This is a genomic window from Pseudomonadota bacterium (assembly GCA_034189865.1).
Lineage (GTDB): Bacteria > Pseudomonadota > Gammaproteobacteria > UBA5335 > UBA5335 > JAXHTV01.
Window position 1 is genome coordinate 14,138 of record JAXHTV010000032.1, and the last position, 13,393, is coordinate 27,530.

Consider the following 13,393-nt stretch of genomic DNA (forward strand, 5'->3'; position numbering starts at 1 on the left):
TCCCAAGCTGTTAAAGTGTGTCCAAACTCATCGATTCGCCTTGACGAATAGCGATGGGATCGATGGAAATGTTGGCCTGATGATCCTCTGTCGGAGTGTCGATCGGGGTCGGGCTAAAGTGACGCGGTAGTTGCATGTTTCATGTCCACCAAGCAAATCACCAGGAGCTTTTAGCCGCGCGATTCGCCGAGCTTCTCAGGCGCCCCCAAGACCCGTTCGTGGCTGAGACGGTCGTGGTGCAGAGCCAGGGCATGGCACGGTGGCTTTCGCTGGCCTGCGCCCGGCATAACGGGGTCGCCGCCAATCTGCAGTTTCATTTCCCCTCGGCGTATGTTTGGCAGGTGTTTCGGCAGGTGCTGCAAACCGTTCCGGAGAGCTCTGAGTTCGACCGGTCGGTATTGGCCTGGCGGGTGCTCGGGGTGTTCATGGGCGCTGCCGATTCGATGGATTCGCCGGTTCGGCATTATCTGGATCAGGCGGACGCCCGGCAGAGTTACCAGCTTGCCCAACGTCTGGCCGATATCTTCGACCAATACCTCGTCTACCGGCCGGACTGGATTCGCGACTGGGACGCGGGTCTGGGTAGCGATTGGCAAAGCCGCTTGTGGCATCGTCTGGCCACCACCGCCCAAGGACCCCATCGGGTGCAGCTACTGGATGCGCTGTTGTCTGCGCTGGAGCGAGACCCGGGAGAGGGGGTGCCGGAGCGCATTTCTTTATTCGGCATTCCGGTCCTCTCACCGGCCGATCTGCGCGTATTTGAGGCCTTGAGCCGCTGGCGCGAGGTACACTTGTTTTTGCTCAATCCCTGCCGGGAGTACTGGGGCGATATCGTCCCCGAGCGGCGCGTGGCCGCGCAGGACCCGGCGGGTGAATCGTACTTGGAAACGGGCAATGCCCTGCTGGCTTCGTGGGGCGGTCAGGGGCGTGATTTCGTCGACATGCTCCAGGATCTGCCCACTGCTACAGACGATGATTTCGTCGATCCGGAAGTCCCCGCCAAGACCCTACTGGCCCGGATTCAGAGCGATATCTTGAATCTACGGAACCCTGGCGGCGCCTCGCAAGCACCGGTGGCGCTGGCCGGGTTGGACGACAGCTTGCGTATCCACGACTGCCACAGCCCCATGCGGGAGCTGGAGGTTCTGCACGATCAGCTCCTGGCGATTTTCGATTCCTACCCCGACATCAACCCATCCGATGTGGTGGTCATGGCGCCGGATATCGAGGCCTACGCACCCTACATCGATGCGGTATTCGGCACCCGGCAGGGTGATCGTTTCATCCCGTTCAGCTTGTCCGATCGCCACGCGGCCAATCAGAGTCCCTTGGTGGAGGCTTTTTTTGCCCTGCTGGATTTGCCTCACGATCGCCATGCCGTCAATCAAGTGTTGGCCTTGTTGGACTGCGAGCCCGTGCGGCGGCGTTTTGAACTCACGCTGGAAGATTTGGACCGATTGCACCGCTGGTTTCGGGAGATGGGAACCCGCGGTGCCTTGGATGGCGCCGAGCGTGCCCGCCACGCGCTTCCCGCGGAAGACCGCTGGACCTGGCGAGAGGGGTTGCAGCGACTGATGCTCGGTTACGCCATGCCTGGCGAGGGGCGTCGACTTTACGCTGGACATTTGCCGGTGGATGCGGTGGAAGGGAGCGACGGCTTGGTGGTGGGGCGGTTGGCCGAGTTCGTCGCATTCCTGGCGGAGGTTGATCGGGCGCTTGCCGAGCCTAAGTCGGTGATGGCCTGGTCACGGCTGATGGCGGACTGGTTGAACCGGATGTTCGCCCCCACCGAAGCGGAGGAAGACGACCTGCAATTGTTGCGGGATGCGTTGTCCGCCCTGGCCGAGCAGGCCGAATTGGCCCGTTTCCACCAACCGGTGGACAGCGCCGTGGTGATCGCCGCTTTGAACGATCGCCTGGGGCAGGCCGCCATGACGGGACGCTTTCTAAGTGGGGGGGTTACGTTTTGCGCCTTGCTGCCCATGCGCAGCATTCCATTTTCGGTGGTGTGTTTAATCGGGATGGATGGTGATGCCTATCCACGCAGCCACCGTCCCTTGAGCTTCGATCTGATGGCCGAGGATTTTCGCCGCGGCGACCGATCGCGGCGGGACGACGACCGCTATCTGTTTCTGGAGGCGCTCTTGTCGGCACGGCGCTGCTTGTATCTGAGCTACGTCGGCCGGGACATTCGCGACAACAGCCTGCGCCCGCCATCGGTGTTGGTTGCCGAGTTGTTGGACTACCTGGCCCGGGGGTACCACCTCGAGCGGCCCGGCGATCTGCTCCCGCAACTGGTGACGCGCCACCCCTTGCAAGCCTTCAGTCGCGCCTATTTTTCCGGCGAGCACCCACACCTGTTCAGTTACGATCGGGAGCTGTCGCAGGCCGGTGATTCGAGTCAAAAAATCGAAGCGTCGGCATTTCTCGACCAAAGCCTGCCGCCTCCGGACGCCGACTGGATGGCGCTGGATCTGGCGCGGTTCATCGAATTCTGGCTGGGCCCCACCACCTTTTTGCTACGCCGCCGCCTGGACCTGCAATACGACCGCGGGGTGGAACCTTTGGATTCCCGCGAACCGTTGGTTTTGGATTCTTTGCAGCGTTGGCAGTTGCGCCAACATTTGCTGGATCTTTATCAGCACGGCCTGGCCGACGAAGACAGCGAAGCGGTGGTGCGGGCTGCCGGGCTGTTGCCGCCGGGCCCGTTGGGTCACGCCACGTTCCAGCAGACGGCACCGAAAGTGGCCGAGTTTGCCCAAGTTCTGGCGTTGGCCAGCGAAGCACCGGCGGTTGAACCGCTGTCCTTTGGGCTGGACGCGGCCGGCGCCCGGCTCTCGGGGGTGCTCGGTGAGCTGACAAGCGCTGGGCGTTTCCGTTATCGGGTCGGCACCTGGCGGGCGCAAGACGAGGTCCGGGCCTGGATCGAGCACTTGCTGCTCAGCGCCTTCGCGCCCGAGAGCGTGCAGCCGCAGACCTATGTCTTTAGTGAGTCTGAAAAAACGGATAACTTTCTCTGGCGGCCCGTGGATGACGCCCAAGCGCGTTTGGAGCGTTTGCTGGCGTTGTACGTGGAGGGCTTGCAGCGGCCGCTTCCGTTTTTCCCCATGTCCGCGCACGACTACGCGAGGGTGGCGTTGGGCGGGCGAAGCGACCCCATGACGGCGGCGCGAAAAGCCTGGTTCGGCATTCCGGGATATCAAACCGGTGAGCGGGATAACCCATACCTACGGCGCGCCTGGGGCGATGTCGATCCGCTGGATGAGGAATTTCAGGCATTGGCGCGGGAGTTTTTCTTCGCTGCAGCCGAACACCGGGAGGCGTTGCCGTGAGCGCTGCGCGGCCCCTGGTGGTGGAAGATCTGCCCCTGTCCGGCATCCGACTGATCGAAGCCAGCGCTGGTACCGGCAAAACTTACACCATCTGCGGCTTGTACCTGCGCCTGATCGTCGAGGCGGGTCGCGGTGTGGATCAGGTGTTGGTGGTGACGTTCACCAAAGCCGCCACCGCCGAGTTGAGAGACCGTTTGCGGGCCCGGCTGACGGAAGCGCGGGCGGCGTTCGTCACCGGCGAAAGCGCTGACCCGTTGTGCCGGACGCTGCTGCAACGCCACGCCGATCGCGCCCTTGCGCTCAGGCGGCTGGAGGCGGCCATTCGGGGGTTCGATCAAGCGGCGGTCTACACCATCCACAGTTTTTGTCAGCGCATTCTCGCCGATCACGCCTTCGACAGTGCCATGCCCTTTGACGCCGAGGTGATCGCCGATGACCGCGATCTGGTGCAGGCGGTGGTGGACGACCACTGGCGCCGTCATCTGGACGGTGTCGGGGCAGGTTTTGCCGCCTACCTGAGCCGCCGGGGGGTTACGCCGGATCAACTGGCCGGCGAGCTTCGTCAAGCCATCAACTTTGAGGCGATCGACGTACTCGGCGGTGAGCAGGTACCGGATCTTGAGGCCGCCGAAGCGCGTTTGGACCGAGCCTACCGTGCCACCCGGCAGCGCTGGCACGATGGTCATGACACGATCCGCGCCCAGCTAACCGATCCCGATCGACTGAATCAAAACACCCACAAGCGCGACCGGATGGCCACCCTGTGCGGTTCGCTCCAGCGCTATTTCCTGGCCGCGACCGATCCCGTTACCGCTTCCCTTCCGGAAGGCATAGACCGGCTGGAACCGGATCGTTTACAGCGGGCCACCAAGAAAAAAGCCACACCGCCGGATGATCCTTTTTTTACCGCTTTGGCAGAGCTGATCTCTGCCGCCAAATCGTTGGAGTCAGCTTACGAAGCGAGCTACCGCGCCCACCGCTATTCACTACTCACCGAGGCGGGCCCGGCCCTTCGGCAGCGCAAGCGCCGCCTGGGGTTGCAGTCTTACAACGATATGGTGCTGGATCTGCACCACGCGTTGAGTGGATCGGCCGGCGGGGCGTCGCTGGCCGGCGCCGTGCGGCGGCGGTATCCGGTGGCCTTGATTGACGAGTTTCAGGACACCGATCCGTCCCAGTACGGCATTTTTCGCCGGATTTACGGTGAGGCGGCGGGCGATAGTGCACTGTTTCTGGTGGGCGATCCCAAACAGGCGATTTACAGTTTTCGCGGCGCCGATATCTTCGCCTACCTGCAGGCCCGCCGTGACGTGGGTGAGCCGGACACCTTAAGCACCAATTGGCGTTCGGTGCCGGCTCTGGTGCAGGCCGTCAACGCGGTGTTTCGCGAGCCGCCGTCGAGCTTTCTGTTTGAAGGGATCCCGTTCTATCCCGCCCGGGCCGCGGAAAAATCTCACCGGGCCCTGATTCACCAAGGTAAGTCGTCCCCACCGATGACTTTGTGGCGGCTGCCCCATAGCGAGGGCGAAAAGCCCTGGACGAAAGATGTGGCGGCCGATCTGTCCGCCCAAGCGACCGCAGAAGAGGTCGCTCGCCTGCTCAACGATGCTCAGCGCGGGAAGGTGCGCATCGGCGATCGGCTTTTGCAGGGGCAGGATATTGCCATCTTGGTGCTCACCCACCAACAAGGCGAAGCCGTTAGCCATGCCTTGCGCCGCAAGCGCGTTCCCCACGTCCGCTATGCGCAAGACAACGTGTTCGCCACCGCCGAGGCCGACGAGCTGGAATGCCTGCTGCGGGCGGTGGTCGATCCGGCTCGCGAATCGCTGGTGCGGGCGGCCTTGGGCACCGATCTGTTGGGTTGGAATGCGGACGATATTTATCGCCTGGCCCAGGATGAACAGCATTGGGAGGATGTGCTTGACGGCTTCCGCGGGCACCAGCAACGCTGGGTCAGCCATGGGTTCATGCGCATGTACCAACATTGTTTGACCGAGCATCGCACTATCGCCCGGTTGTTGGCGCAGCCGGACGGCGAGCGTCGGGTCACCAATCTGTTGCATCTGGGCGAGTTGCTTCAGGCCCAGGCCAGTCGCCAGGCGTTGGGTATCGACGCCTTGCTCAAGTGGTTTGACAGCCGCCGTTTGGGTGCCGCCTCCGGTGATGAAGAAGAAGCTCTGCTGCGGCTGGAGAGCGATGAAAATCTGGTGCGGGTGGTGACCATCCACAAAAGCAAAGGGCTGCAGTATCCGGTGGTGTTCTGCCCCTTTCTGTGGAGCGGCAAGCGCGCCTTCGACAAAGCCACGTCGGTCAGCTTTCATGCCCCAAGTCAGCCCCCCCGACGGTGTCTGGATTTAGGGTCGGAACGGTTCGAAGAACATCGGGAACTGGCCGAAGCCGAAACCTTTGCCGAGCGATTACGGCTGGCCTACGTGGCCCTGACCCGCGCCGAGTCCCACTGTTATCTATTGTGGGGACGGGTCAATCAAGCGGAGCTCTCGCCGCTGGCGTGGTTGCTCCATGCTCGGCCTGACACGCCGACGCCGACCGAGGCGGCCAGCCGTTTCAAAAACTTGGATGAGGCGGCGATCGACGCTGAGCTTGGCATGCTGGCCGAGGTGGCCGAGGGCTGTATCGAGGTGGCCGAGCTGCCTGTGGCCACGGCGACGGTTTATGAGCCGCTCGCGCAAAGCCCACGAATCTGGCAGGCCCGGCAACTTCAACATCCGGTGGCTCCTGCGTGGCGGACCACCAGTTTTTCGGCCCTTGCCGCGGGCGGGGTGACGGAAACGGCGGCCGATTTCGATGCCCTTTCGGCCTGGGGCGAGGCTGACCGGAGGGCGGCCCCGGCTTTGGATATCCACGGCTTTCCGCGGGGTATGCGGGCCGGTCGCTGCCTGCATGCGATTTTCGAACATTGGGACTTCCAACAATCGGACCGCAGCGCACTGGACGAGTTGGTGGGACGACAATTGTCTTTATTCGGCTTTGGCAGTGAGTGGACCGGTGCCGTGGGGGATATGGTCCAAACGGTGCTAAAGACGGGCTTGCCGGGCGGGATTCGCCTGGCGGGGGTGGCGCGGGCGCGTCGGCTGGATGAGCTGGAGTTTCATTTTCCCATCGGGCCCGTGGGGCTTTCCGGCTTTCGCCGCACGGCCGCACGCCACGGTATGGATCCGGCGCGTTTGCCCGCCGATGGGGACCCGGCGCGCGCCGGTCTGGTCCACGGGTTTATGAAAGGTTTTATCGATTTGGTGTTTGAGCTGGACGGCCGCTACTACTTGGCGGACTACAAATCCAACTGGCTCGGTCCCCGCGCGCACGACTACCGCCCGGAATCGGTAGATGCCGCCATGGTCGCCGGGGACTACGTGCTTCAGTACTTGATTTACGCTGTGGCCCTGCAGCGGTATTTGCGGCAACGGCTGGCGGATTATCGCTTCGAGACCCACTTTGGCGGCGTCTACTACCTGTTCTTGCGGGGCATGGGGACGGGCGAGCCGTCTAAGCATCACGGGGTGTTTTTCCATCGGCCCGGCCAACAACTGTTGGATGCGCTGGACGCCTATCTGCAGCAGGGGGGTATCGGTCCATGAGCCAGGCCTTTGAGGTTTCCCGGCCGGAAGGCGAGCGGCTGGCCCAGCTTCGCGGGCTGGGGCGTTTTCACGCGATCGATCTCCAGCTGGCCGCTTATCTGGCGGGACTCGCCCGTGCGGGGCAGGGGGAAGTTGCCTTGGCCGCAGCGTTGGTCAGCTCGTGGGTGCAGGAAGGGCACGTTTGCCTGAACCTGCCGACGTTGGCGGGCGATCGGCTCACCGGCGGCGAAGGTGCGCCGGCGGTGCCGCTCCCGGCGCTGGAAGACTGGCGGGCGGCATTGCGAGACAGTGGCGTGGTGGGCGCGCCGGGGGACTATCATCCCCTGATTCTCGATCACGACGACCGCTTGTATCTTTACCGTTACTGGGATTTGGAGCGGCGCTTGGCCGCCCTCATGCGTGCGCGGGCGGCTGCGGCCATGGCAGTGGACGCTCGCCGTTTGCGGAGCGTTCTCGACCGGCTGTTTCCGCCGGGCGAGACGCACCAGGACATCGATTGGCAGAAGATCGCCGCCGCCGTGGCGGTCAGTCGTCAACTGTGCGTGGTCTCGGGCGGACCGGGAACGGGTAAAACGACAACCGTGATGCGGATTCTCGCGGCGCTGTTGTCTTTGCCCGATGGCGCGGATCAACGGATCGCGTTGCTGGCGCCCACCGGAAAGGCCGCTGCCCGCATGCAGGATGCCTTGAACCGTGAGCGGGCCAAGCTGGATTTGGCGCCCGAGCAGTTGGCGGCGATTCCCGATCGCGCCGACACGGTTCATCGGTTCCTTGGCTTGCATGCCGCAGACCGAACACAACCCCGTTACCATCCCGGGAATCCCGCGCCGGTCGACGTGGTGGTGCTGGATGAGGCTTCCATGGTGGATCTGGGATTGATGACCCGGCTATTGGAAGCTTTGGGCCCGGCCACCCGGCTGGTCATTCTTGGGGATAAAGATCAGTTGGCCTCGGTGGAGGCGGGATCGGTTTTGGGCGATCTGTGTTCCGGCTTTCTCGGCCCGACGGCGGCGTTTGCCGCGGAAATGGAACACAAAACGGGGATAACGCTTCCCGAGCACGCCGCCTCGGCCTCGCCGTTGCAAGACGCCATTGTGTTGTTGCAGCGCAACTACCGCTTTGGCGACGCATCGGCCCTCGGCGATTTGGCCAAGCAGATCAATGGGGGCGAGGCCGAGGCGGCGTGGAAGACGCTGCAGGATACATCGACCCCGGCGGTGCGACTTGAGGACGCTGCGTCGCCGCTGGAGCCATGGTTCTCGGCGCAGATTGAGGGCGGCTTTGAGGGCTATTTTCAAGCGGTGACCGAAGCGCGCCCGGCGGATGAAATTCTCACGTGTTTCGATCAGTTTCGGGTGTTGTGTGTGCACCGCGTCGGGCCGGTCGGGGTGGCGGCCATCAACCGGCGTATCGAGCAGGCGTTGGCCCGGGCGGGCATGATCAACCCGGCGCGCGTGTGGTATGCGGGGCGGCCGGTGATGATCACCCGCAACGACCACAATCTGCGCCTTTACAATGGCGATGTGGGGGTGACGCTGCGGGGTGCGGATGGCCAGCTAAGGGTCTATTTTTCCCGTGGCCCGGCGGGGGTGGTGGCGTTCGCCCCGGCCCGGTTGCCCAGCCACGAAACGGTTTATGCCATGACCGTTCACAAAACGCAGGGCTCGGAGTTTCATCAGGTGCTGTTGCTGTTGCCCGACGGTCCGTCGCCGCTCCTCTGCCGTGAGCTGATCTACACCGCTGTGACCCGGGCGCGCGAGGCGGCGGTGATACGCGCTGGCCACACTGCATGGCGGCAGGCCATCGCCCGTCGCGTGCAGCGATCGACGGGGTTGTCGCAGCAGCTTTGGTCAGAGACCGCCTCGTCATGAGACCGATCCCGTCATTGCGAAGCGCTTCGCGCTGCGGCAATCCATACTGAGTCGTATACAACCCCATACGCCGGTGTTCTTGCCAATGCCCTATGGATCGCTTCGCTGCGCTCGCGATGACGACGGTGGGTTTGCGGATGCCATAGGGCTCGCCGTATCGGCGTCACCGGCTCGCCATGACACCGTTGGGGTATTGTGGCGCGATTGGCATTACTATCGGGTTGACCCACAACCCAGTGAGGCGTGTCATGGAAAAACGACCCTTGGTCGCAATCGCGGGAACCGGCTCTGGATTGGGGGCGGCGCTGGCTCATCGGTTCGCGCGGGAGAACTACGACATTGCGCTGTTGGCGAGGCGCAAGGATGTCACCCAACAGTTGGCCGACGAGCTCAACGCAGCCGGGCATCAGGCGCGGGCATGGTCGTGCGATCTGACCGATCCGACAGCGGTGGGGGCCACGTTTTCGGCCATTCGGGATGCCCAAGCTGCTCCTGACATTCTCATCTACAATGCCGGTGCTTTTCGTCTCGGCGGGTTATTGGACATCGACCCGGCGGTGTTTCACGAGAGCTGGAAGATCAATTGCTACGGTGCTTTTCTGGCGTGCCGCGAAGTCTTGCCCGCCATGGTGGAAGCCGGCAGCGGCACCGTGCTGCTCAGTGGCGCCACGGCGGCATGGCGCGGTTCGGCCGGGTTTGCGTCGCTGGCGGTGGGCAAGTTCGGGTTGCGGGCGCTGGCCCAGAGCATGGCGCGGGAATTCGGGCCACAAGGCATTCACGTGGCGCACGTGGTGATCGACGGCCAAATCGACACCCCCCGGCTGCGGGAATACGCGCCGGAGCGCTCCGCCGAGACCTTGCTCAATCCCTACGCCATCGCGGAAAGCTATTGGCAGTTGCATCGCCAGCACCCCAGCGCCTGGACCCTGGAGCTGGATTTGCGCCCATCGGTGGAATCCTTCTGAGCTCCGGCTGGGCGCGTTAAACTAGTGGCTTAAAGCGCGGAATGGAAAGCACCATGTATCAACGTATTTTGGTCACCGGCGGCGCCGGGTTCATCGGCTCGGCCGTGGTGCGGCAGTACCTGGATGAAACGGATGTGACCGTGATCAATCTGGATGCCCTGACCTATGCGGGCAATCTGGAATCTCTGCCCGGTGCGGATCAGAACCCGCGTCATCTGTTCGCGCAGGTGGACATTCGGGACGCCTCTGCTTTGCAGCGGGTGTTTGCCCAGCACCGGCCGGACGCCGTGATGCATCTGGCGGCGGAGTCGCATGTGGATCGTTCCATCGATGGACCGGCCGATTTTATCCAGACCAACATGGTGGGCACCTACAACCTGTTGGAGGTGGCCCGCGCTTATTGGGATGGTTTGAGTGGCTCAGCGCGAGACCGATTTCGCTTTCATCATGTCTCGACCGACGAAGTTTATGGCAGTTTGGGCGCCACCGGCCAGTTCACGGAGCAGACGCCGTACCAGCCCAATTCCCCCTATTCGGCCAGCAAGGCGGGGTCGGATCATCTGGTGCGGGCGTGGGGCCACACCTACGGTTTGCCCGTAGTGACCACCAACTGCTCCAATAATTACGGGCCGTATCAGTTTCCGGAAAAATTGATTCCGCTGATGATTCTCAATGCCTTGGAAGGGAAACCGCTGCCGGTCTACGGACAGGGCGACAATGTGCGCGATTGGTTGTTTGTGGAAGACCATGCCGCGGCGTTGCGGCTGGTATTGGAGCGGGGAAGGGTCGGGGAGACTTACAATATCGGCGGGAATGCGGAGCGGGCCAACATCGACGTGGTGCGGGCGATTTGCGCGCTCATGGACGAGTTAACGCCCAGGGCCAACGGTGAGCCGTACGAGCGCCTGATTGAGTTTGTTACCGATCGGCCAGGCCACGACAAACGCTACGCCATCGATGCGAGTAAAATCCGCCGGGAGTTAGACTGGATACCCAGCGAAACCTTCGAATCAGGCTTACGCCGAACGGTGGGCTGGTATTTAAATCATCGGCCGTGGTGGCAACATGTTTTGGACGGCAGCTACCAGCGGCAACGGCTGGGCCTCACCGCCACCCCCACGCACGGCTGAATATCACCTTCTTACCAGGCCACCGCCGACGCCGCCTCGCGACGACGGCGACCAAACGGCACTGAAATTTCACCGTCGTCATCGCGAGCACAGCGACGCGATCCATGGGGCGTTGGCAAGAACACCGGCGTATGGGGTTGTACACAGCTCAGCATGGATTGCCACAGCGCTTCGCGCTTCGCAATGACGGGAGGTGCAGACGCGGGTCGGTATGGATTGCTTCGTCACGGCGTTCCTCGCAATGACGGGGTGTCGCGAGTTAGTGACGCAATCAACGAGCACGAGCACCACACGGGGTCGCGGCGGCGTTGGCTGTGACGGGGGGCTGGTCAGTAGGCGTTTTTGTCGGTAAATCCGCGAAGTACCGTGAGGAAAATAATCCGAAGATCAAAAAATACCGACCAATTTTGAATGTAGTACAAGTCGTGCTCCACCCGCTTGCACATTTTGTCCACACAGTCGGTCTCACCACGCCATCCGTTGACCTGAGCCCAACCGGTGATTCCCGGTTTGACTTCATGTCGTTGGGTGTAAAAGGCCACCTGTTGGCGATAGTGATCGTTGTGTGCGCAAGCATGCGGACGGGGGCCGACGATGGCCATACGGCCTTGCAGCACGTTGATGAATTGCGGCAGCTCATCGAGGCTGGTCCGTCTTAAGAATCTGCCGAGCGGCGTGATGCGGTCGTCATCGCGTTTTGCCTGGGTGACTTTTCCATCCTGCTCTTTGTGCTCGACCATGGTTCGGAATTTGTAAACCACGATGGGCTTGTTATTCACACCGTGACGAACCTGCTTGAACAGGATCGGCCCCGGGGAGCTGAGTTTTACCCCCAAGGCGATGAGCAGCATCACAGGGCTGATCAACACCAGAATCGCCGCCGCTAAAACCCAGTCCACCACCGCTTTGATAAAGCGGCTTGATGGGATGCTCAGCGGGGAGCTGGAAAGATCCAGCACCGCCAAACCGGCGATGTTGTTGATGGGGCGGTTGAGCAATCGATACCCATAAAAATCGGGAACCATGCGCACGGTGGCGTTGCTGTGCCGCATCGCGTGCAACAGCTCGTCCACACGCTTTTGAGCTGTGAGTGGAAGGGCAATCCAAACCTCATCCACCGCTTTTTCCGTGACCAGATCCGCCAAGTGGTTGTTGTCGAAAATTTTAAGATCGTTGTGGGTCTCGCCCTGTAGCGCGGGATCATCGTCCGCGTACCCCACCACTTGAAAACCCGCCCAATCGGCTTTTTTCAGGTTGTCGGTTACACATTGCCCCAGCTTGCCGGCGCCCACGACCAAAACCCGTCGGGTGTTCAAGCCGGCGCTGCGCAGAGCGCCGAGGAAAACGGTTGTGGCGCCCCGGTACACCACTAAATTGGCAGTGGCGAGCATGGCCCAATAGGCGGTCCATTGGCGGGAGAATACCGGGCCGGTCTTGGTGAGAAAGGCCAGCGTGACAAGGATCGCGGTCACCAACGCAATGGCGCTGATCAAGCGGGTGGAAATCCATCCCAGCGTTTTGCCCCGCAAATGATTGTAGAGCCCAAAGCGGGCAAAGACCGCCAACACCAGCAGCGCGGCGATTAACGCGGCCATCCGATACACGGGCGCCATATCCCAAGCTTGGAAGCGAAAAAGGTACGCCAACCAGGCGGTGCCGATTACGACGCCGAAATCGCCCACGCGCAAGAACCAGCTCAGCCACTGCGCGTGCTCGGTTAGAAAATCCGTGTGGGTTTGGGTTCTTGAAAATGCGGTTTGAGAGACCGGCTCTCGGTAGGGGCTATCCATAAAGCACCACTCCTACCCCCGTACGCCAAGCATTCCGTCGCTCTGGGTGAACGTCGTCTACAGGACCATCCACCCGATCCACGGCGGTGGTTTGAGGCGTCAGCGTTTGGGGGTTGCTGACTGAAAGCTTATCTATTGAATGATCGGCCTAGGCCGGCCGGACTTGAATTACATTGATTTGGCGTTTTGGGCGGTAATCCTGAACAAACAACTAGTCTACCTGCCGTCTTTGAAACTTAGAATGCGGTTTTCTTACGCTTGTGGAACCCGACGTTAATCTTTGCTTTAGCACGACAAGCCGGTTCATCATCAATCGTTATCGCGAGCGCAGCGATCCATCGGGCGCTGGCTAGAACGGAGGCGCATGGGTTAGGTTCGAGTCAGTGTGGATTGCCACGGCGCCGCGCGCCTCGCAATGACGGGCGGTGAAAAACCGGCTCAGCAAGGAAGGTGTCGTCACTCCGCTCGTCGCGGCGACGGGGCCGGAAAGCTCATCTTCACCCTCAAACCCGCGCTTCGCGCTGATGTTCCAGATACCACCGATACGTGCTCTGAACACCATCCGCCAACCCGATTTGAGCTCGCCAACCCAAATCCCGCAGCCGCGAGACGTCCAGCAGTTTGCGGGGCGTGCCGTCGGGTTTGCTGGTGTCGTAAACGATTCGTCCTTCGTAGCCCACCACTTTCGCCACCAACGAGGCCAACTCGG

At 62.0% G+C, this 13,393-nt stretch carries 7 protein-coding genes; 5 read left to right on the plus strand and 2 right to left on the minus strand.

All coding sequences use genetic code 11. From position 1 onward, the window contains the following. The first annotated feature begins 134 nt into the window (after nucleotides 1–134). From recC to rfbB, 5 genes are all read left to right on the plus strand, one after another. Nucleotides 135–3,332, plus strand: a complete 3,198-nt coding sequence (recC, locus tag SVU69_11935; GenBank protein ID MDY6943706.1) for an exodeoxyribonuclease V subunit gamma — start codon at nucleotides 135–137, stop codon at nucleotides 3,330–3,332. Further along, nucleotides 3,329–6,928, plus strand: a complete 3,600-nt coding sequence (recB, locus tag SVU69_11940) for an exodeoxyribonuclease V subunit beta (protein ID MDY6943707.1) — start codon at nucleotides 3,329–3,331, stop codon at nucleotides 6,926–6,928. Before recC ends, recB begins: the two co-directional genes overlap by 4 nt. Continuing rightward, nucleotides 6,925–8,799 (plus strand): exodeoxyribonuclease V subunit alpha, encoded by a 1,875-nt coding sequence (recD, locus tag SVU69_11945; GenBank protein ID MDY6943708.1) that lies wholly within the window; start codon nucleotides 6,925–6,927, stop codon nucleotides 8,797–8,799. The genes recB and recD overlap by 4 nt, the downstream gene beginning before the upstream one ends. Before the next feature lie 248 nt (nucleotides 8,800–9,047). Continuing rightward, nucleotides 9,048–9,764: an SDR family NAD(P)-dependent oxidoreductase gene (locus SVU69_11950; protein MDY6943709.1), complete on the plus strand. Its 717-nt coding sequence runs from the start codon at nucleotides 9,048–9,050 to the stop codon at nucleotides 9,762–9,764. Between the two features lie 53 nt (nucleotides 9,765–9,817). Next, nucleotides 9,818–10,894 carry a dTDP-glucose 4,6-dehydratase gene (gene rfbB / locus SVU69_11955; GenBank protein MDY6943710.1) on the plus strand — a complete coding sequence of 359 codons (1,077 nt, stop codon included), beginning with the start codon at nucleotides 9,818–9,820 and terminating at the stop codon, nucleotides 10,892–10,894. A 329-nt stretch (nucleotides 10,895–11,223) separates the two neighbouring features. Here the strand turns inward: rfbB and SVU69_11960 are convergent, their stop codons facing one another. Both SVU69_11960 and SVU69_11965 read right to left on the minus strand, forming a co-directional pair. Next, nucleotides 11,224–12,684 (minus strand): undecaprenyl-phosphate glucose phosphotransferase, encoded by a 1,461-nt coding sequence (locus tag SVU69_11960; GenBank protein ID MDY6943711.1) that lies wholly within the window; start codon nucleotides 12,682–12,684, stop codon nucleotides 11,224–11,226. 503 nt (nucleotides 12,685–13,187) lie between these two features. Further along, a partial coding sequence (locus tag SVU69_11965; GenBank protein MDY6943712.1) for a GDP-L-fucose synthase occupies nucleotides 13,188–13,393 on the minus strand: 206 nt, incomplete at its 5' end.